Origin of the sequence: Paenibacillus sp. 2TAF8, assembly GCF_052114825.1 — a bacterium.
In the GTDB taxonomy this organism is placed as follows: Bacteria; Bacillota; Bacilli; order Paenibacillales; family Paenibacillaceae; genus Paenibacillus.
Genome location: NZ_JBFRFN010000020.1, coordinates 65,979 through 87,799, shown reverse-complemented (window position 1 = coordinate 87,799; position 21,821 = coordinate 65,979). Strand labels below are relative to the sequence as shown.

Sequence of the window (21,821 nt, the reverse complement as noted above, 5' to 3'; positions counted from 1 at the left end):
CTCTGATCGCGGAATCCCCCTTCGATCGCTGTTACTCCCTCATCCGATTAGTCTTTTGAGTAGTCCCGAATACGTGGTGGAATCAAGGATACGTCGACTGGCTCGTACGAGATTTGTGGGCCTTCCTTCGACCAGCTCGCGATGGTCGTTTTCAGGAACTCTTCATCGTTACGCTCTGTAAACTCCGGTTTGTAGTGCGCTCCGCGGCTCTCGTTACGCAGCAATGCCCCAAGTGTCATCGCTTCAGAAAGCTCAAGCATGTTCCACAACTGGCGGGTAAATGCCGCACCCGGATTGTTCCAGCCAGAGTTGTCGTACATGTTGATTTTGCCATAACGCTCTTTCAATTCTTTGATTTTGCCAATGGTCGCTTCGAGTTTGTCGTTATAACGAACCACGGTCATATTGGCTGTCATCCACTCGCCCAGCTCTTTGTGGATCACATAAGCATTTTCCGTACCTTGCATTTTCAAGATGCCTTCGTACTTGTCGGTTTGGCGCTTGGTATAACCATCGAATACAGAAGAAGAGATATCAGCGGATGATTTCTTAAGACCTTTGATATATTCAGCTGCCTTAGGTCCTGCCACCATACCGCCATAGATTGCGGATACGAGTGAGTTTGCACCCAAACGGTTCGCACCATGATATTGATATTCACATTCGCCGGCTGCAAACAAGCCCGGAATGTTTGTCATTTGGTTATAGTCTACCCACATGCCGCCCATGGAATAGTGAACTGCCGGGAAGATTTTCATCGGAATTTTACGCGGATCGTCACCCATGAATTTCTCATAGATTTCGATGATTCCACCGAGTTTCACGTCCAGCTCCTTCGGATCTTTGTGAGAGAGGTCGAGATACACCATGTTCTCGCCGTTCACACCAAGTCCCATGTCTACGCAAACACTGAATATTTCACGAGTCGCGATGTCACGCGGAACCAGGTTACCGTAGGATGGATACTTCTCCTCAAGGAAATACCAAGGCTTACCGTCTTTGTATGTCCAGATTCGTCCACCTTCACCACGCGCAGATTCGGACATCAGACGTAGCTTGTCGTCTCCTGGAATTGCAGTCGGGTGGATCTGAATGAATTCGCCGTTAGCATAATTCACGCCTTGCTGATATACCGCGCTTGCAGCAGTACCTGTATTGATAACAGAGTTCGTTGTTTTACCAAAAATGATACCAGGACCACCGCTCGCCAGAATAACAGCCTCGGCAGGGAAGGTCTGCACCTTCATCGTTTTGAGGTCTTGTGCCACGATACCGCGGCATACGCCTTCATCGTCCACAACGGCTTGCAGGAACTCCCAGTTCTCGTATTTCGTTACGAGACCTGCTGCTTCCCAGCGACGCACTTGCTCATCCAGAGCATAGAGCAATTGCTGCCCTGTAGTCGCTCCGGCAAATGCTGTACGGTGATGCTTCGTTCCTCCGAAACGACGGAAATCGAGCAAACCTTCCGGTGTACGGTTAAACATAACGCCCATCCGGTCCATCAAGTGGATGATGCCAGGTGCTGCCTCACACATCGCTTTAACTGGCGGTTGGTTGGCAAGAAAGTCTCCGCCATAAACCGTATCGTCAAAGTGAACCCATGGGGAGTCGCCTTCCCCTTTGGTATTTACCGCACCGTTGATACCGCCCTGGGCACATACGGAGTGGGATCTTTTAACAGGAACCAGTGAAAATAAATGAACATGGACTCCGGCTTCAGCCGATTTGATCGCCGCCATCAATCCCGCGAGACCGCCGCCCACAATAATTACATTCGATGATGCCATTGCTAGTTCACTCCCTTATAGATAAGCATTAATCACTAAAGTTGATCAGTAAGCATAAATCACAGAAATTAAAACAGTGAGTTTTAATAATCAGAAAACATAAATCAACAAGTGTTGATTCGCCAAGTTTAGACCAAAACCGATTTTACCGCGTCGATCATTGAAGTTGCTGTCTGGAAATCTACATTCCGGAAAGCAAACAATGAAGCGATAAACATGATGGAAATAAGAGCGAACAAGCTCATGCATACATACGAGGATACCCGCTGTGCACGAGGTCCGACTGTAATTCCCCAGCTAACGAGGAACGACCACAAACCATTGGCAAAGTGATATGAAGCTGCAACCACACTAACCATATAAATAGCAAAGGTTATCGGATTCGTCACAGCATTATGAATAACGCCGCCTATCTCTTCATGTGTAACATTACCCAAGGCAATTTGTACACGAGTCTCCCATACATGCCAGATCACGAAGACAAACGTGATAACACCACTGATTCGCTGCAACGTATAGCGCCAGTTGCGCTCATTGCCGTAACGACCCACATTAGGCTTGGCCTGATAGGCAATGTACAGCCCATATACACCGTGATAGAAAAGCGGCAGCCAGATGAGGAGAGCCTCAATCACAATAACAAGAGGCAGACCGTTCAGAAATGCAACGGCACCATAAAATGCTTCTTTGCCGCCTTCAACTGCTGTGAAGTTCGTCACCAAATGCTCAACAAAGAACAGACTGAGCGGAATGACGCCAAGCAAGGAGTGCAGCTTTCTGGAGTAAAACCCTTTCATAAAATGTCGATCCCCTTTCGCTAAATACAACGTTTTCATAAATGTTAATACTCATACCTTATCACGACTCGAACCCTTTTCCATGAAAAGGTTCGACAAATTGTTCCGTTTTCATCAGGTGTGAACAACTTGTGTCACGATTCATGTTACTCCTTTTTTTCTTATAAGGGAATTGCAATATAATTATTAAATGTTATAACCTATAGGTATAAGCTTTGAAACAACGGCTTTGCAGGCTATACAATCTCCAAACATCCGGTCTCAAGGCCATACAATAGGGCAAACGATTAATCAAGGGCAAGAATCACACACATAAGAAAAGAGGTCTGTGTTCATGTTCGAAGAATTAAACGCATTTGCAGCGGTCGTGGAACAATCCAGTCTAAACCGTGCATCCAAATTACTGAATCTGTCTCAGCCTGCACTCTCTCGTAAAATTTCCAAACTGGAGGATGAGCTAGGCGTGTCCCTCTTTCATCGTCGTGGCAAACGTCTTGAATTAACAAGTGTAGGTCAATTCGCATACACCTTCGCCGTCGAGCAGAAACAGCAGCAGCAGAAATTTCTCACCATGCTGTCTCAATACAAGGATGAGGAACAGAGCATTATTACACTCGGTGCCAGCCTGACAACACTTCAGACCACCTTGCCTCCGCTGGTCAACGCCTTCATGGAGAAGCATCCTCATGCAGAATTGAAACTATTGACTGGCAAGACACATGAGATCGTTTCTTTTGTACGTGATAAAAAAGCCGATGTAGGCATTGTGGCCTCATCCATTAGCGAAGCAGGACTCAACTGTGTGCCGCTATTTGATGATCACCTGGAACTGGTCGTTCCGCTCACGCACCCGCTTGCCGGCAAAGAAGCCGGGATGGAGCATTTGCAGGATCTACCCATGATTACGTTCTCCAAAGGAACATGGTATCGCAAACTGACAGATGATCTGTTCCAACGCTGCACTGTGATGCCTGACATTCGTATGGAGATCGATTCGTTTGAGGCGATTATCCGTCTCCTGCCGACCTGCAAAGCTGCTGCCTTGCTGCCTAAATCCTATCTTCGTCCTCAACTGTTAGCAGATAATGATCTCGTTGCGGTGCATCTGCCCCAGCTGAAACAGACCCGTAGAACAACCTGCATGATCTATGGGGAAAAGGAAAACCTCAGCGAAACCTCCAAACAATGGGTCAGGGAGACCGCTGCATTTTTTACAGCAAAGGCGTCATTGCCCTCACGGAGGACAACAACGCCTTGATTTCATGAAGATGGGGCAGCTTATCCCTTTATTGAGACAAGCTTCTGAAGAGGCTGAAGAGGGTTATAGGGTTAACCTCATCAACAGTTGACGATCAAAATAACTTTATCTGCTCAGCTCTCTTGACTAATAACTTCTTCTTCAAAACGGTCAATGTCATTATTATTACCAATAATGACCATGATATCCCCCATTTGCAGGGAATCCATCGCCGTCGGGGCAATAATGACCCCGGCTTCTTTTTGCAGGGCTACAATACTACAGTTAAAGCGCACGCGTGCATTAAGACTGGAGAGTGTTTTATTGTGCAGACATGCAGGTACCTTCATCTCCACAATGCTGTAATCATTGGACAATTCGATATAATCCAGCAAGTTTGGTGTAACCAATTGGTGAGCGACCCGAACACCCATATCCCGTTCAGGATAAACAACACGGTCGATGCCCAGTTTGTCGAGTGCACGTCCGTGAAGAACAGAGATGGCTTTAGCTACAACCGTTTTGACACCCAGCTCTTTGAGCAGGATGGCGGTCAGTATACTCGTCTGAATATCGTCGCCGATGGCAACGATGCCGCAGTCAAAATTACGAATGCCCAGAGAGCGAAGCACTTCCTCATCTGTAGCGTCCGCCACAACAGCATGAGTGACCAGATCACTCATGTCTTCGACCAGCTCTTCATTTTTATCAATACCAAGCACCTCATAGCCCAGTTCCATTAATTCCTGCGCCAGACTAGAGCCGAACCGGCCAAGTCCAATCACCGCAAACTGTTGTTTTTTCATTGTTCTTCACGAACCCCTCTGTCCAAATAATCACTAACCAATAATCATTTTGCCTTCCGGATACCTGTATAAGTCCTTACCCTTTTTCTGACCCAATGCATACGCCAGTGTGATCGGTCCAAGCCGTCCTGCAAACATCGTAAAACAGATCATTAACTTGCCAAACGTGGTCAGCTTCAGCGTCAAACCAAGTGAAAGCCCTACGGTACCGAAGGCAGATGTCGTTTCAAATAAGATCATTAAAAAATTACTGTCCTCTGTTGTACTCAGCACCATTGTGACCGTAATAATGAATAACAAAGCCAGCAGCGTTATCGTGAGCGCCTTGAAAATGCGTTCCTGCACAAGCCGATACCGGAAAAAGACGATATCCTCCCGTCCACGCATCATCGCAATGACTGCTCCGGCCATAATCAGGAATGTTGTTGTTTTGATGCCACCTCCCGTTGAACCTGGAGATGCACCGATAAACATCAAAATAATCATGAAAAATTGCGTTGCCTGCCTTAGTCCGGCAATATCTACCGTATTAGCTCCCGCTGTACGCGGTGTCACTGATTGGAAGAACGAACCGAGTAATTTACCGCCCCAGTCCAGGCCGCCCAAGGTCCGCGGGTTGCTGAACTCAAACACAAAGATGACCAATGCGCCAAACACAATCAACAAGGCCGTCATCAGCAGGACCACTTTGGAATGTAGCGACAACTTCTTTGTTTTATGATAATCTACCAGATCGGACAGCACGACAAACCCGATTCCCCCGGAAACAATCAGAAACATGGCTGTAAAATTAACAAACGGATCATAGACGTAGCTCGTCAGACTGCTAAAATGACCAAACATATCAAACCCTGCATTGTTAAACATTGAGATCGCGTGCCAGTATCCGTAATACATCGCCCGTCCCAACGGCATATCGAATGACCAGCGCAGGGCGAACAACGTACCGCAGATCCCCTCCAAAATCAGCGAGTAGATCACAACCTTGCGAATCAGCCTCACAATGCCTTCCATCGTGCTGTGATTCATCGCTTCCTGCAAAATCAATCGCTCCTTGAGCGATATTTTTCGTTTGAAGGCAATCGCAACCAGCGTAGACATCGTCATAAAGCCAAGACCGCCAATCTGTATCAGAATAGCAATAATCACCTGACCCAGTAAGGAAAAATAGGTTCCTGTATCCACAACAACCAGTCCTGTCACACAGACAGCCGATGTCGCCGTGAAGAGTGCATCGATAAAGTCCAGACTGTCACCGCTACGGCTGGATGCCGGAAGCATCAGCAGCAATGTGCCCAGCATAATAATGCCAGCAAACCCTAACACCAGAATACGTGGCGGCGATAATCGCATCCATTGAACATTCGCTTTCACTTCAGTATCATCCACCTCTGCTAAAAAGAAAATGACTCCATCCCGTGGAGCCTATGTATGATTCGTAAAAAAGCAACATATAATTGGAGTTGGTATACAACCTGTTTATTTTAGTAGCCATTCCAGCTATTAAGCACTCTTCGTTCTATTCGTTCCCTTGTTGCAAGTTAGACATGCGGATTTTTGCATATTTGCTTCAAAATTATAAGCGCTGCGGCGAATGCACACAAAACGATTTTTGTGTAAATAACATCGAATTCGTTCAAAATGGGAAAAACATTTAGACCCGGACTGCAAGATCAGATTTTTTCGAACATTTTCATTCATTTTCAAAGATTTACACCAGTTTTCGTTCTGTCATTGGCATTAAGTACATGCCCTATGCTATCTTTACATTACGATGTAATTGAAAAAAAGGAGGAACACCATTCCATGAATCCCTTAGGGCAGCCTTTGCAGCTTAAGGCTAACTTCAAGCGTTTGGGGTTGCTTGCGGTGATTGGACTGATTTTATTTTTTGTCTTTCAGATCTTTCCTGCGACTTCGTCACAAACGACTGAAATTTCGTCAACATCCTTTATTAGTAAGGATCAAGCGATCCAATCTGCACGTTCATTCGCGGCTTCTGTTGATGACTATACGCTCCCCAGCAATGCTAGTAAACCCCTTGTAACGTATCAGACCCATTCCGATATTTACGGTTATATGGCGAAGACTAAGCAACTCAGCACATACAATCAGAAGTGGGAAGCAGCTTATCCTTACGATGTATACCGTGTGCGTTTGCTTGATCAGGACAGAGGCGGTTACCTTAACGTTGACGTACATATGAAAACAGGTAAAGTGGTCGCTTTCAAACGCGTGCTGCCTTCGTCCCTGTATACGGCCGTTGAATCAGAGCAAGAACAGGGTATCAGAAGAACTTCAGAGTCGCTTGCAGAAGGCAATGTGCCGTTGAACAAAAAAGAAGATCTTGCGGCTGGAGTTTTGAAAGAATTCGGATATGACATCCCGACACTCCAACTGGATACACGAGATGGCGAGCCAGGTCTGAAGTACACGGATGCAAGTAAAACGATTGGCAACTCCAAGCTAGAATTGAATTTTACATTTGAAAATGGGGCTGTCCGTTCGTTCGATCCAGGATTCTCTGTACCGAAATCTCATACAGATTATGTTAAAGACCAGACCCAGTTAGCCAACTGGTTAACTTATGGTGGTTACGCCTTTCTGACATTTGTCCTCGGGGTGCTTGCCATCATTTACAGCATTCTGGCTCGTGCAAATACATCGTTCAAACGAGGCGTGGTATTGTCACTGGTGTACTTTGCAGCTTCTATGATCGGTACACTGAACATGCTGCCTCTCTTTCAGGCACAGGGGCTTTCTGGCTTCATGTTAGTATTCCTTATGCTCATCCAAACTGGCATAACAATCGTGATGAGTGCTACGATCTATCTGTCGCTTGTAGCCGGAGACGGCATGTGGCGCAAAATCGGCTTGAATCCATGGCCTCGTGCCAAGGAGCCCGGTTACGGCAAATATGTACTACACAGTATGTATGCCGGTTATCTATGGGCATTCATTCTGCTTGGTGTACAATCCGTTCTGTTCTTTATTTTGGAACGCAGCATTGGCACATGGTCTACAACCTCGGCAGATCAATCGACATATAACATGACATATGCCTGGATCTTCCCGATTATGGCGTGGATGGCCGGTATTGGCGAAGAGGCGGTATATCGACTGTTTGGTATTCGCATGATGCAAAAGGTTGTACGTAACACGTTTATCGCCTGTCTGATTCCTACCATCATCTGGGCACTTGGACATACGCTGTATCCGATCTATCCGGTTATTACACGACCGATCGAACTGACTGTTATTGGACTGTTGTTCAGTCTGATCATGCTGCGTCACGGCTTCATTGCTGTTGTTTTCGCCCATGTCATCTTTGACAGCTTGCTGATGGGACTCAGCTTGATTTTCATGGGAGACGCACTGAACATGGGCGCCGGAATTTTCTGGATTGTGTTGCCGGCTATTGTTGGATATGTGGTCTACCATTTTAATCCCAAACAAAAAGAGAAGCCGTATGTCACGACTCCTCATCACGAAGTGCTGCAATAATCTGAGTTGCTAGTTTATCTCCAATAGATAGAGGCCGGAAGTCTTCGACACTGGCCTCTTTTATTTTGCGTAAAGAGCCAAAGTGCTTCAACAGCAGCTTGCGACGCTTCTCCCCAATACCCGGAATAGCATCAAGCCGTGACGTAACCATCGATTTACCACGCTGCTCGCGGTGGAATGAGATCGCAAATCGGTGAACCTCTTCCTGAATCCGCTGCAACAGATAAAACTCCTGGCTATCCCGCGGCAGAGCAATCACCTCCGGTGGATTGCCAATCATCAGCTGTGATGTTTTGTGTTTGGCATCCTTCACCAATCCACACACCGGAATAAATAATCCCAGTTCGTTTTCAAGCACATCCACAGCAGCCGAAATTTGCCCTTTACCGCCATCGACCACGATCAGGTCAGGCTGGGTCAGATTTTCCTTAAGCACTCTCTCATAACGGCGGCGGATGACTTCTCGCATCGTTTCATAATCGTCCGGTCCTTCGACAGAACGCACTTTATATTTACGGTATTCTTTTTTGTCCGGTTTACCATCGGTAAATACAATCATGGCCGATACGGGATTCGTCCCCTGAATATTCGAGTTATCAAATGCTTCAATCCGGCGCAGCTGATCCAGTCCAATCCAGCGTCCCAATCCCTCGGATGCTTTGGATGTCCGCTCTTCATTACGCTCAATGAGGCGGAACTTCTCTTCCAATGCCACCCGTGCATTGTCGAGTGCCATCGTGATCATCTGGCGTTTCAGTCCGCGCTGCGGGATGTACACTTTAATGTCCAACCATTCTTGCAGAGAAGCAGCCATTTGGGACGGGTCCTCGAGCTCGGACGGCAATTTGGCGATTGACGGTTCCAGTGAATCGGATGCGTTATTCTTTTCTTCCTCGGTTGCTTCTGCCCCATAAGCTACAAGTGTCTCGGCAACAAGCGGCATCGAAGCAGCGGTCTGGTTCATCCCCGCTTTCACTTCAACCTCTGTGGATTCAACTGCCCCCTCAGAATGTTTATCCTCGGATGTATTCGTATGACTCCCTTTTGCAGTATCGATTGTTGCCTCGCCAGAGAGTAGTTCTTTTGGCATCTCCGGTAGCAAAATTTCCTGTGGCAAAGCCGGGTTATCACTATAATACTGGGTTACATAGGACATGAAATCATTATAGGCCTCACCGTAAAACGGGAAGGTAGACACATGACGTTCGATCATTTTCCCCTGACGCATATATAGAATCTGGACACACATCCAGCCTTTATCAATCGCAAATCCAAAGACGTCACGGTCTCTGGCATCCGCCATCGTAATTTTCTGTTTTTCCATGATCGCATCAATCGCGATAACCTGGTCACGCAGTTCTTTGGCACGTTCAAAATACAAATCTTCGGCCGCTTCCTGCATTTTGCGCTGCAAGTCCTTTTTAATCTCTTCATGCCCGCCGCTTAGAAATGATCCAATCTCCTGGGAAATCTCGTCATACTGCTCTTTGCCCACTTCCTTTACACAAGGAGCAAGGCATTGGCCCATGTGGTAATACAGACAGACTTCTTTCGGCATCACACCACATTTGCGGAGCGGATACATCCGATCCAGCAGTTTTTTCGTTTGGTGTGCCGCATATGAGTTCGGGTAGGGACCGAAGTATTTGGCTTTATCTTTCAGCACTCGGCGGGTCACTTCGAGCCGTGGATGCTTTTCATTTGTTATTTTAAGATAAGGAAATGTTTTATCGTCTTTAAGTAGCACGTTGTAACGCGGCATATGTTTTTTGATCAGGTTACACTCCAGAATGAGTGCTTCCATGTTGCTACCGGTCACGATGTATTCAAAATCACGGATTTCGGATACAAGACGCTGCGTCTTTCCATTATGACTGCCAATAAAATAAGAGCGTACGCGGTTTTTGAGCACTTTAGCTTTACCAACATAAATAATCGTGCCTTCACTGTTTTTCATCAAGTAACAGCCTGGCAGATCAGGAAGCAATGCGAGCTTGTGGCGAATCTGCTCCAGCGCCTTCTCCTGCTCGTTTAGCTCCTGCATAAATGGATCCATAATTCGGTGAGTCCTCCCTTCCGAAAAAATTGAAGCCTTCACCTTACATGTTTCACTCCGACGACAGAATGAACCTTCGATCGCTGTTATCCCCAGATTTTTTGATTCCCTTTTCAAAGGGAAAATCCGGTGATAAACGCGCCCACTTCGTTTCTCCTGTTCATTTCTGTCCTCTCCGTTAATCATGTAAATTTCCAGTTTCATTTTAATTCAATTATAAAATATAAATAAATTTTCACATCATTTATATTTTACTTTTATATTGTCCTGTATCAAGCTTTTCGACGCAAAACGCCTCCGGCATGTAAACCGGAGGCGATGTGTCAGCCTGCACTTATTCGTGTTTTGGCTTGCTGCTTATTGATGTTTTTCGATGATTCCTTTGAGAGCTTCTTTAGAGTTCAGACCAACCACTTTATCAACCGGTTGACCGTCTTTGAAGAAGATCAATGTTGGAATACTCATTACGCCGAAACGGGAAGCAGATTCTGGATTCTCATCCACGTTTACTTTAGCAATTTTTACGGAATCGCCAACTTCTGTGGACAGTTCTTCCAGAATTGGAGCGAGCATTTTGCAAGGACCACACCAAGGCGCCCAGAAATCTACCAGAACCGTTCCTTCTCCTTCGACTTCCGTGTTAAAGGATTGATCGGATACGTTAACAATAGCCATGAAATTGTCCTCCTTATATATACTTACGGTTTATTTTAACCTGTAACGTCGTGAACGACACTTCCAGTATAACACATGTGGATTAGACATGTGAAATGAACAGGTAATGTTCATCTTCCCAACATGAAATCTTCACAATTACAGGTGCAACAGCCCATCTGCAAAATCTTTACAAACGCTTTCTTTTCCAAGTATACTAAAATTACTCCGGATTGGAGCCCCAGCCCTGCTTGCAGGCCAAGCTGTCAATCCTCATAAGGAGGCAAACCTATGGACGCTAATATTCGGATGACCGACCCGCGTGAACATGTGAACGAGGAGCCGCGTAACGATCTCTTTGATCTGATTATGGGCGTTGTCGGTATGGGCGGCCTGATGACTGTCATCTTCTTTGGTATGGTAATTTTCAAATTCCTAACCGAATAGGATGTTCAAGTCAGTACTCAGGCTCTCACAGACCAAAAAAGCCCGGTTCTCGCATATTGCGAAAGCCAGGCTTTTTTGAAATTTTAGTTAGCTATTAATTGTAAATCCGGTGTAGATCCTTATTCAAACTAATACTTTAGGACTATACTTAATATTTTCATTTTAGTATAATATTCCTATTCATAAGTAATGGAGGAATATTATATGGGAAAAAGGAATTTAATTTGGTTAATGATGATTTTAGTGGTTCTATGTCTAACTCCGGCAGGGTTCATTTCTGCAGCTGGTACAAAGTACATAGATATCGGTAGTAATGTTTCCATAAAAAGTTTAAGGTTTGAAGGTTCTGGCACTTCAAGATTTGAACTTTATAATGATAAGGGGGAATTTGAAATCCATGGAGCTCTAAAGAACAACAACGGTATTACATATTCTGAAGCACACACAGTAAGGTATTTGAAATTCACTGAGGTTGAATCTGTCACTGGTATGTACTATGGGGCAGGTGCATTTGAAACAGCGATTATACCAATACCAATAAATAAGATTACTAGTACAAGCCCTATACCACTTCCTGTTCCAACAAACCTTACTGGTGTTGCTAGTGATAAAACGGTAAGTCTCAAATGGAATAAAACAACCAATTCCGATGTAATTGGATACAATGTATACCTAAACAATGTTAAGCAAAATACGACTCCAATCAATTCAGATAGATATGTCGTGAATGGTTTAAATAATGGGACATCTTATAATTTCAGTGTTACTTCGGTAAGTAGTAGTAAAGAAAGTACTAAAGCAACAATATCAATAACTCCTATAGATAACGTAGCTCCCGCAGTTCCTAAAAATGTAGTTTTAGTCCCTGGTAACAAGCAGATAGAAATTGATTGGTCTGATAATACTGAATCTGATTTGGCAGGATACAATATTTATAGAGACGGTAAAAAAATTAATACAACACTCTTAACAAGCAGTTTCTTTTTAGATACCGAAAGAGAAGTTGGTATCCCGTATACATATCAAATCAGTGCAGTTGATTTGAATGGTAACGAATCTGTGAAATCTGCATCTGTGACTGTTCAAATTTCAGATACTACTCCGCCTCAGATAACATTAAGTTTAGTTGGAAAAGCAGGTGATTCTCTTGTAACACTAACATGGGTTGCAGAATCAAATAGTGATATTACAGGCTATAAGGTATATAAAGATAATGAATTTATCGCATTAATACCAGCACCTGAAACTTCTTTTGAAGTAAAAGAATTAACGAACGGCACGAATTACAATTTCACAGTCACTGCAGTTGATTCATCCGGAAACGAACTCGGTAAAAGTGAAACAATTAATGTTACTCCACACGCTTCTGATAAAACTAAAGCACTTCTTACAATTTATGTATCCGGTGGACAGATCAAAGAGTATGATTTAACCATGGTAGAAGTTCAGGCTTTTATCGAGTGGTTTAACAAGAAAGAGGCTGGTACGGGCTCATCTATGTATAAATTCACGAAGAACTGGAACAAAGGCCCCTTCAAAACTAGAACTGAATATGTAATATTTGATAAAATTTTATCCTTTGACGTTGATGAGTATGAGGTTGAGAATAACGAATAAAGCGATACGTAAACAAGCACTTTAGATAGAAAGTGTCCTCTAATTTAATAATCATTGCAAATATAAGCCCTTGCGCTTCCATAATAGGAATTCGAAAGGGCTTATATTTATTATAGAGAATGTTATAAATATTCCTCTTCGGAATAAATCTCTGTACTACATTCCATTTTACTTTGTTAAACCCGAAACAGTTCTAATGATTTCAGGTTACTCTGATTCAAAGATTTTTAGCAGATCAGTTCAACTCTTCCCCCGTTGGTTCTCGCCCCGAACCTGAATAACATCCACAAATGGACGAATGCGATCCATTAGACGTTGACCTTTGTTCGTTTCCTCGCCATCCCGGTTGGTAAAGCTCAGGTGTTTCTCTAGCCCTTCCAGGTTGTAATTGGACGTATAGAACGTTGGCTTGCGATTCATTCTATAATTGAGAATCGAGCCCATCACATGATCCCGTACCCATGGGTTCAGGTTCTCTGCACCAATATCATCAAAGATGAGCAGGTCACAGCTTTTCAGAACATCCGTCATTTCCTTAAGCTTCTGTCCTTCACTGATCATGGATTTCAGATCTTCCACAAAGTCCGGCATATAAATGATAACGCCCGTATGACCTGCAACTGCAAGCTCATGCAGCAGATAACACATTAGAAACGTCTTGCCAGTTCCAAACGAACCTTCCAGATAAAGCCCTTGCGTTGAAAGTCCATTGGCTTTGGCCTCGCTGATATAACGAAGCACCCGGTTCACCGCTGGCGCACGCATGCGATCTTTACCCATAATTTCCACATCATTATAGCCAGCACTTAGTGCACGTTCATCCACATAGAAACTGCGAATCCGCTGTTTGATGATATGTTCGTTTTGGCGGGCAATCTGTTTCGAGCAAGGTGCTTTAATATCTATAATTTCGGGTTTACCGTTGAAGTTCTCTACTTCCAGTTTGCAAAAATGACCCTGAAAATCGTTGGGACAGTTGTCGAGTCCCGGACAATTCGCGCAGTTCTTCGAATCTTTGGCATACTGAAACAGCTTGCTCAGATCGGGCATGAGCTGTGTATCTTTCAGTTCAGGATGACCTGCGCGGAACTCGCGCACATACGGGTCTTCCAACAAATCCGCCATAATTCGCCGCGACTGCTCACGAAAGGAAGGGTTCAGCTGCTGAAGCAGTCCTCCCAAGGATTCCATGGCTTCAAGCCCCCTTTTGAAAGTATCTATACTATTGAATAATGGGACATACTTATCACTTGATGTTCAATCATTCGTACTGTTCATTCTATAGAAAAGCGGACAATAACTCAACTGATACATTTGGAAAAACTACAGCACCGAATGATTCCATGGCTATTCTAATTCGTATACTCCGAATGACCATGTCTGGTACAACCGAATAAGTAACATCTGGAGCTTGAAGATGTCGTCAATTGAAATGGCGGAGCAAATCCCGAAGAAATTTGTTCAATCATATGTTCGTATTCCTGTTTCTCATTTTGCAATCGAATCAGGTATGCCGCCTTGTCACTTTCTGTCCAATTCTCATCGCACACTTCTGCCTCTTCTTGCTCAATGTCATTTTGTTTTAGCCGAATGCATTCTTCTGCAATTTCAACCGCACGTTCCATTGCATTGGCCTGAATTAAAGCATAGATATATCCGCATACCCAGTGGGGCGACTTATCATAAGTGTTCCAAGATTTTTCAAACCAATGCACGGCTTCGGAAAAACATGCAAGCTCCAAGTACAATTCTGCGACATGTACTTCTCCAACAAAATCATCATCATTTACTGAGAAATCATGCAGTTTATGTTTTGCTTCATCTGTTTTACCCATCTTGATCAGGCAGTGGATATGACTGTACATGGCATAATCAGAAGCTTCAGCACTTTTCAAAAATAAAACGGAAGCCTCATCCCACTCTCCCAGATAGTATTTGGCAATTGCGAGGTTATTGTAAGACTCTTTGGAAGGTTCCATATGGATAGAGTTCGTTAATACGGTCGTAGCTTCTTCCCATCTCTCCTTCACCACGAGCAATTCGCCCAGCAGACTATAAGGAAAATGAGAGGTCGGGTTCAACTTCACTGCTTCTTGAGCCAATTCAATAGCTGCTTCGATATCCCCCTCTTCGTGATAATAGATCCAGGACAGATTTGTCAAAGACTGAACATCTCTTGATTCATTCAATGCTTGCTGGAATAGATTCAACGCCGTATCATAATCATTATTTTCAAGACATTCGATAGCTTTTTGATTCGTACTCAATGGACGGTTCCTCCTTCTCAATTGACGTGTGCATCTTCGATGAACAGGCTGTTCCTATATTGATTAAAAAAAGCGAGTCACCTCTTACAAGGGACCCGCCTGTATTCTTCTATTATGATGTTCCTTTTTGCTTACTCGCCTGCATCTCCTGGGCAAACCGCATCATCTCTTCGAACTCTTCTTCCGAGACGTTATCCCCATCATGGCTTATGTCTTGTACAATCGGAATCTCGGGTTTGGCTTTGGTTCCTTTGCCGTATGTACGGGTACGGGTTCCAGCTGCTCCTGCAGCCTGCTTGCCTTTCACCTTCGCCTGATCACGAATATATTGCACAGCCTTCTCATACGTATTAACCTGCTTGAGCAACATATTGGAGGCAATCGCCTCTACAAAATTACGGTTAATTCGCTGCTCGCCACCGGATACAAGCAATGCCATCAAATAATGGATCAATACATTGATCACTTCCCCAGGCAATTTGTAACTCAGATCGATTTTCTCAAAAATATCAACCAGATTATCCGGTACAGCCCCTGGGAAGAACGTCTGCAGCAACCTTGTATACGGCTCGTTACGCAGCATCATATTATATTGATGGATATCACATTTGGTTGAAAATTGCGGCGGCACCTCGACATAATACTCCATCTGTACAACGTGCTCTACCGGCGGTTCGCCAGAATCGGTATATGGCTGCGGCTCCTCCATATGCTGCCGAAGTGCAACCACCTTGGCGGCTTGTACCGTCTGTTGTTCCTGACGTTTCTTGGTCTGTCTGAATTGCATGCTTGCTTTGTGCTGCAGATCATCCAGTAACAGCTGGCCTTGGGGATTGAAGACACCATCCTCATCCAGCAGACGACACACATCCTGCACACTAAGGCTAAATTTGTTCACCACATAATTGACGATCCCAAGCTGCTCATGATCAAAGCGCAGCTGTTCCACATAACGACGGTTCACAGACTCACGCGGGAATCGTAAAATAATATCAGCATAATTCAGCGTGTTCTCCTCGGCTGTATCATTCGTGCCTGTTCGCTGCGCCGAGGTGGACACTTCGGATAATGCCTGCTCCAGCTCATAATCAATCACATGTGTATTGAGCTCAAATATATCGTAAAAAGGAACTGAGATATTTTCTTTATTAGCTACAACGTAAGGTGCATCCCCATTTTCAACTGCCGAAAAACCAGCTCGCAGCGACAATACAGCAAACTTGCCAATTTTGTCCCGAAGCAGCAGTGTCAGATGCTGTGTGCGGAAAAACTCTGCCGGCGAGAGCGGCGGTTGCAGTTCATACTCATAGATGTAATCATCATTTTCTGGAATATAGACCCTCGACGTCTGCAGAAGACCTACTGCTTCCAGCTTGGATGCCTGTTCGACCAGATATTTACGTCCTTTCTCGCTGGGTTCCAGCCCCAATGTCATGAACAGCCTACGCTGCTGCTCAAGTGGGGAATAACCGACCTGTTCTCCGGGAAGATGCTGAAATAACAGCCGATACAAGCCAACCGCAAAAGCACCTACCATAGGCTGGTAAGCTCCTGTGAGCATGCGGTCGTCCAGGGCGCTTAACCCAAACTCCCTGTATACGCAGTAGCGATGATGTTCCGTATAATGATGCAAATTCTTCATGCGCATAGCCTGATCTCCTTCTTCCCAAACGTTGTTTTTCTATTCTATCATAAATGTCCGATCCTCAAATGTTCAAAAACAGGTAAAAAACGAACCCGTTCTCACTCCGTTTCGTCCTAGGTCGACATCGTTCACGTTTTCGCAAAATTGGGCGAATTTTCAAGTGACTCACTTCAAAGAGTCGCTAGAATACTATAAAAGCTGCAGTCCAAGATTACAAGGGAAATAGTTTGAACCTGCTCAATTAATGTATATGAAAAAAAGCGGACAAATATTGCTTAACAACGTTCAACACAACAAAAAAGCCTTCCCTTTGTACGCGTAAGCGTTTGCGTCAAAGACAAGACTTTTCTCATTCCGTATGGCAATTCCCTTCACTTTCCAGCCATCAGAACATACGATAGCCGCCCAGACGAAGCTTCTGAATCGTCCAGCCACTGATGATCGCCCCCGCCAAACCTGCAACCCCTGTCATGTAATCAACGATCTGGAAAGATCCCAGATGTGATACGAGCGTAGACGAATGATCCCATAGGGAGTACACCACCACAGGCAAAATAACGATGACGAACAAATAGGAAGGAAACCAGGTGGTTTTCATAAGCATATTCAATATGAAACCGATACCAAACATCATAACAAAAAATAATACCATTAATACGAGCACCGGTATAAACTGCATCGGCTGACGTTCACCTCTTCTTTCGCACTTTCGGTTTTCCCTTCTGGATAGTAGTAAGTTTACCGCAAAAAATGTGGCGAAGCAACGAACTTTCTGGACAAATCTACCGATTTTCACGAGAAGATCATTTGCCCTTCTGCTTCATATTGAGATACAATATAACGATAAAGCACTAAACCATCCCTTACCGGGATTTGGAAATATAATCCGCAGGAGGAACAATATCCATGAACGAAGCCGCATCAACCCTGGAGGGCTGGTATGCCCTGCATGATTTTCGCTCGATGAACTGGACCGCCTGGAAAGCAGCCGACGATGAAGAACGTGCTGTTGCCCTGGACGAGCTTCAGGAGTTTTGGAACGAATGGAAAAATGTCGAGGAGGCTTCCCAAGGCAGTACCGTTGTTTATACGGTCGTCGGCCAGAAGGCAGACTTTGTGATGATGCATCTGCGCGAAACGCTGGAAGATCTGAAAGCAGTAGAGAACGCTTTCAACAAAACAACGTTTGCCCAGTACACAACCAAGGCTTATTCATATGTAAGTGTAGTTGAACTGAGTAACTATCTTGGCAAAGAAGGCGAAGATCCGATGCAAAATCCGGAAATTATTGCCCGTCTTAAGCCAGTTCTGCCACAGCGCCAATACATTTGTTTCTACCCGATGAACAAAAAGCGTGAACTGAACGACAACTGGTACATGCTGTCTATGGATGAGCGTCGCACTATGATGCGCAGTCATGGCATGATCGGTCGCAGCTATGCAGGCAAGGTTAAACAAATCATTACCGGCTCTGTCGGATTTGATGACTGGGAATGGGGCGTTACCCTGTTCGCAGATGACGCTCTTCAATTCAAAAAGCTCGTGTACGAGATGCGTTTTGATGAAGTCAGTGCACGTTATGGCGAATTTGGCTCCTTCTATGTCGGAAGCTTGCTGAATGAAAACACACTGGAAGAGATGCTCAAGCTGTAATTTTTTATACATGCAAGAATCGTCCAGCTTGCCTTCTCTTAAGGTAGGCTGAACGATTTTTTATATTTTAAGGACAGCATAAAAAATCACCGCCGGACGTATTGCTCCGCGGTGATTTTTTTTAGTCTTTCAGTATTACTTAACTTCAAGCTTGATTTAGATTTGTTTTAGTTGAACTCATTGTTTACACAAAAAACGGAGAGGACAGAAAAAACCTGGAAAAGCGAAGCGCTCGCCTTTATCACCGAATTTTCCCCTTTAAAAAAGGGAATCAAAAAATTCGGGAATAACAGCGATTGAAAGGTTATTCTGTCATCGAAGTGTGCGAGTGTAAACTCTTTTTAGAACTTAATAAAATCTTAATCCTGCTCCTCTTCATCAACCGCTTTCAGAGATTCGAGAAACTCAGCAGTCGCACGGTCACGGTCACGGCCCTTTTCCTTCAGCCGTTCAATCGCTGGCAGGATAAGAATGTCCACTTCTTTCTGAACGATGTAAGCCAAGTCATATTGATTCTGTTCCTCCAGATAACCGCCAACCTGCATCAGGCCGTTGTAGCGATCCAGTTCCTCACGGGTTAACAGACCACGTACCTGTACACTGCAATGTCTCATCCGAAAAACCGTCCTTTCCTCAAGACCAGCGGAATACCTCCGATGATAAACAAATAGCGCATATCCACCAATTTCTTCAATTGCGCCGCCTTCCAGCCCTTGTATTTTTTATCCCCAACGACAGCGATTGCTTCCCCTTTACCCAAAGAGGCAACGGTACCTTTGCTGGTGAATTCAAAAGGCTGAGGCTGCTTGTTGCGAATGGCTGCGACAATATTTTTCGCACAATTCACACCCTGCTGCATCGCAATCTGTGCTGTTGGCGGATACGGTCTGCCCTCCTTGTTAAACACAAGGGAGTTGTCCCCGATTACATACACATGTTCATGCCCAGGAGCACGCAAATATTCATCTACCTTTACACGGCCACGCATCACTTCAAGCCCCGCCTGTTCAAGTAAGGAATTTCCACGAATGCCGCCAGTCCATACGACTGTGGCTGCGTCTATTTTCTCGCCTTCACCAATAATTACACCATCAGGAAGGCATTGCTTAATCGGAACACCAATTTTAAACGTAACCCCTTTTTTCTTCAGTACGTTCATTGCATGCTCCACAAGTTCCGGATCGAATCCCGGCAATGCCGAAGGTGCAGCTTCAACATTATAGATGTGTACATGTTTTGGGTCCACGTCAAATTCTTTGCATAGCTGCGGGATACGGTCTGCAAGTTCTGCGACAAATTCCACTCCACTGAAACCGGCTCCACCCACAACGAAACGAATACGGTTTCGTTTGTTATCGTTTTTGTACATCGCGAATTGATATTCGATGTGTTCCCGAATCAACCTTACGGAGTTGATGCTGCGAATCGTCATCGCATGGTCAAGCATACCCGGTATACCAAAAGTTTCTGGTTCTCCGCCCAGTCCAATAATTAGGTAATCGTAGGACAACGTACCATCCTCCAGAATAACTTTACGGTCCTGAAGACGAATCTCCTTCACCGATGATTTCACAAGATCAATTTTGAACTCATCAATCAGTTTGGAAATCGAAACTCGCGCATGTTCTATCTTATCCGTGCCAGCTGCCGGCATATGTAGATGGGTTGTAATATAATGATAATCATGCCGGTTCACCAAGGTGACGTCGGCTTCGTTATAGTTCAGTTCCTTCTGCAGCCGCTGGGCTGTCAGAATGCCGCCATATCCCGCTCCGAGAATGACGATTTTGGGAATGCTGCTCATATCTGTACTCCTTCCGGTTTCGCTCGCACCCTCCCTTTCCATAGGTGGAATGCAAAATGCTCTTACTTACAAGTATTGCTCAGGTCTTATCCATTATGACGACAAATGTAAACTTCATGAATGGTTTTGAAACTCTATACGCATATCATCGATTTTAGTTGTGAAATTAACCACAAGTTTCCACAAAACACAAGGAGTGTCTCGACCCGATTACATCACTCTTATTTTGACAAAAAAACACATAGTACAGGTCAAGGATATCTGTATTTGACGCAAAGATCAAGGTTTTTTTTGTTATTTTTCATAACCTTTCATTTCCAATTTCATCCTATTCTCACCATATCTTCATCAATTATTCTCGAATTAGTGATCCAGCTAACTTTGCAACCCAGATTACACCGTTTATAATAGGAAAGAACGTTTTGCACCCATGCAGATTATATTACGTAATTTGCAAAAATAATAACTGGTCTCTACCTATTAAAATAAGAAAGGTGTTGTTGATTGTTGACTGCACAGACATCCGGTCATGAAATGACCGATTTGCTTATTATCGGCGGCGGTCCTGCGGGCCTGTTCGCTGCATTTTATGGAGGTATGCGTCAGGCATCCGTTACGCTGGTAGAAAGTATGCCTCAGCTTGGTGGACAGCTAGCTGCCCTATATCCAGAGAAATACATCTATGATGTAGCCGGCTTCCCAAAAGTAACTGCTCAGGAACTGGTTAACAACCTGATCGAGCAGATGAACCACTTTAACCCGAACATTCGTCTGGAAGAAAAAGTAGTATCGGTGGAGAAAAAAGAAGAACAGCATTTCATCGTAAAGACAGATGAGAATGAATATCATGCCAAAGCCGTTATTATTACAGCTGGTGTCGGTGCCTTTGAACCTCGACGCCTTGAACTGGAAGGTGCAGCAAAGTTTGAGAAAACCAATCTGCATTACTTCATCAGTGATTTAAACGCTTTTGCAGGTAAAAAAGTTTTGATCAGCGGCGGTGGAGATTCTGCTGTGGACTGGGCACTTATGCTTGAGCCAATTGCTGAGCAAGTTACTTTGATTCACCGCCGGGACAAGTTCCGTGCACATGAGCACAGTGTGGAAAACCTGATGAATTCCAAAGTCAACGTTGTCACACCAACCGAAATTACGGAACTTCACGGAGATGACACGATTACGAAGGTTACTCTCGCGCATGTTAAAACGAAAGAAACACAAGAAATCGAAGTGGATGATGTCATTGTTAACTTTGGTTTCGTCTCATCCCTTGGTCCGATTGCCGAATGGGGTATCGAAATTGATAGCAATTCCATCGTTGTGGACTCACGCATGGAAACGTCTATACCTGGCATCTTTGCTGCCGGAGATATTACAACATATCCAGGCAAGTTGAAACTGATTGCTGTTGGCTTCGGCGAAGCTCCTACTGCAGTGAATAATGCAAAAGTATACTTCGATCCAGATGCCAAGTTGTCTCCTGGACACAGCAGTAACATGAAACGTTAATGTAAAGACTTCACCTCATAAGAGAAATCACATAA

Annotated in this window: 18 protein-coding genes; 6 read left to right on the top strand and 12 right to left on the bottom strand. The window is 44.5% G+C overall.

From position 1 onward, the window contains the following. Positions 1–47: 47 nt before the first annotated feature. Positions 48–1,790, bottom strand: a complete 1,743-nt coding sequence (sdhA, locus tag AB4Z30_RS23645) for a succinate dehydrogenase flavoprotein subunit (protein WP_441929887.1) — start codon at positions 1,788–1,790, stop codon at positions 48–50. A gap of 128 nt (positions 1,791–1,918) precedes the next feature. Further along, complete coding sequence (locus AB4Z30_RS23640; protein ID WP_441929886.1) at positions 1,919–2,587, bottom strand: succinate dehydrogenase cytochrome b558 subunit; 669 nt, start codon at positions 2,585–2,587, stop codon at positions 1,919–1,921. A gap of 334 nt (positions 2,588–2,921) precedes the next feature. Here AB4Z30_RS23640 and AB4Z30_RS23635 point away from each other — a divergent pair, with 334 nt between their 5' ends. Then, positions 2,922–3,845 carry a LysR family transcriptional regulator gene (locus AB4Z30_RS23635; protein ID WP_441929885.1) on the top strand — a complete coding sequence of 308 codons (924 nt, stop codon included), beginning with the start codon at positions 2,922–2,924 and terminating at the stop codon, positions 3,843–3,845. A gap of 113 nt (positions 3,846–3,958) precedes the next feature. Here the strand turns inward: AB4Z30_RS23635 and AB4Z30_RS23630 are convergent, their stop codons facing one another. Both AB4Z30_RS23630 and AB4Z30_RS23625 read right to left on the bottom strand, forming a co-directional pair. Then, positions 3,959–4,630: a potassium channel family protein gene (locus AB4Z30_RS23630; protein ID WP_441929884.1), complete on the bottom strand. Its 672-nt coding sequence runs from the start codon at positions 4,628–4,630 to the stop codon at positions 3,959–3,961. Between the two features lie 33 nt (positions 4,631–4,663). Then, positions 4,664–5,983, bottom strand: coding sequence for a TrkH family potassium uptake protein (locus tag AB4Z30_RS23625; protein ID WP_441929907.1), 1,320 nt, complete (start codon positions 5,981–5,983; stop codon positions 4,664–4,666). Positions 5,984–6,436: 453 nt separating this feature from the next. On the opposite strand from AB4Z30_RS23625, the gene AB4Z30_RS23620 reads away from it, so the two are divergent. Then, positions 6,437–8,134, top strand: a complete 1,698-nt coding sequence (locus AB4Z30_RS23620) for a CPBP family intramembrane glutamic endopeptidase (protein WP_441929883.1) — start codon at positions 6,437–6,439, stop codon at positions 8,132–8,134. Here the strand turns inward: AB4Z30_RS23620 and uvrC are convergent. After that, complete coding sequence (gene uvrC / locus AB4Z30_RS23615) at positions 8,103–10,190, bottom strand: excinuclease ABC subunit UvrC (RefSeq protein ID WP_441929882.1); 2,088 nt, start codon at positions 10,188–10,190, stop codon at positions 8,103–8,105. The genes AB4Z30_RS23620 and uvrC overlap by 32 nt on opposite strands. A gap of 357 nt (positions 10,191–10,547) precedes the next feature. Next, entirely contained in the window at positions 10,548–10,865 is a 318-nt protein-coding gene (gene trxA / locus AB4Z30_RS23610; protein WP_090919457.1) for a thioredoxin, read from the bottom strand. 270 nt (positions 10,866–11,135) lie between these two features. Between trxA and AB4Z30_RS23605 the strand changes: the two genes are divergently transcribed. Both AB4Z30_RS23605 and AB4Z30_RS23600 read left to right on the top strand, forming a co-directional pair. Beyond that, the gene (locus AB4Z30_RS23605; RefSeq protein WP_110897381.1) at positions 11,136–11,291 is read left to right on the top strand and encodes a YqzM family protein; all 156 of its coding nucleotides are present in this window, start codon (positions 11,136–11,138) and stop codon (positions 11,289–11,291) included. Positions 11,292–11,495: 204 nt separating this feature from the next. Beyond that, on the top strand, positions 11,496–12,908 hold the full coding sequence (locus AB4Z30_RS23600) for a fibronectin type III domain-containing protein (protein ID WP_441929881.1): 1,413 nt from the start codon (positions 11,496–11,498) through the stop codon (positions 12,906–12,908). Positions 12,909–13,148: 240 nt separating this feature from the next. Here AB4Z30_RS23600 and dnaI read toward each other — a convergent pair whose 3' ends face one another. The 4 genes from dnaI to AB4Z30_RS23580 form a co-directional block, all read right to left on the bottom strand. Further along, positions 13,149–14,099, bottom strand: coding sequence for a primosomal protein DnaI (gene dnaI / locus AB4Z30_RS23595; protein WP_441929880.1), 951 nt, complete (start codon positions 14,097–14,099; stop codon positions 13,149–13,151). Positions 14,100–14,260: 161 nt separating this feature from the next. Then, positions 14,261–15,175 (bottom strand): tetratricopeptide repeat protein, encoded by a 915-nt coding sequence (locus AB4Z30_RS23590; protein ID WP_441929879.1) that lies wholly within the window; start codon positions 15,173–15,175, stop codon positions 14,261–14,263. A gap of 112 nt (positions 15,176–15,287) precedes the next feature. Then, positions 15,288–16,823 (bottom strand): helicase DnaB, encoded by a 1,536-nt coding sequence (locus tag AB4Z30_RS23585; RefSeq protein WP_441929878.1) that lies wholly within the window; start codon positions 16,821–16,823, stop codon positions 15,288–15,290. A 382-nt stretch (positions 16,824–17,205) separates the two neighbouring features. Continuing rightward, the gene (locus tag AB4Z30_RS23580; RefSeq protein ID WP_441929877.1) at positions 17,206–17,499 is read right to left on the bottom strand and encodes a YuiB family protein; all 294 of its coding nucleotides are present in this window, start codon (positions 17,497–17,499) and stop codon (positions 17,206–17,208) included. A 227-nt stretch (positions 17,500–17,726) separates the two neighbouring features. Here AB4Z30_RS23580 and hemQ point away from each other — a divergent pair, with 227 nt between their 5' ends. Next, complete coding sequence (hemQ, locus tag AB4Z30_RS23575) at positions 17,727–18,473, top strand: hydrogen peroxide-dependent heme synthase (RefSeq protein ID WP_441929876.1); 747 nt, start codon at positions 17,727–17,729, stop codon at positions 18,471–18,473. Positions 18,474–18,832: 359 nt separating this feature from the next. On the opposite strand, the gene AB4Z30_RS23570 is transcribed toward hemQ, so the two are convergent. Both AB4Z30_RS23570 and AB4Z30_RS23565 read right to left on the bottom strand, forming a co-directional pair. Next, positions 18,833–19,087: a hypothetical protein gene (locus AB4Z30_RS23570; protein ID WP_293199034.1), complete on the bottom strand. Its 255-nt coding sequence runs from the start codon at positions 19,085–19,087 to the stop codon at positions 18,833–18,835. Further along, positions 19,084–20,277: an NAD(P)/FAD-dependent oxidoreductase gene (locus AB4Z30_RS23565; protein ID WP_441929875.1), complete on the bottom strand. Its 1,194-nt coding sequence runs from the start codon at positions 20,275–20,277 to the stop codon at positions 19,084–19,086. Before AB4Z30_RS23565 ends, AB4Z30_RS23570 begins: the two co-directional genes overlap by 4 nt. Positions 20,278–20,784: 507 nt before the next feature. Between AB4Z30_RS23565 and AB4Z30_RS23560 the strand changes: the two genes are divergently transcribed. Then, positions 20,785–21,786, top strand: coding sequence for an NAD(P)/FAD-dependent oxidoreductase (locus AB4Z30_RS23560; protein ID WP_123064685.1), 1,002 nt, complete (start codon positions 20,785–20,787; stop codon positions 21,784–21,786). Positions 21,787–21,821: the final 35 nt, after the last annotated feature.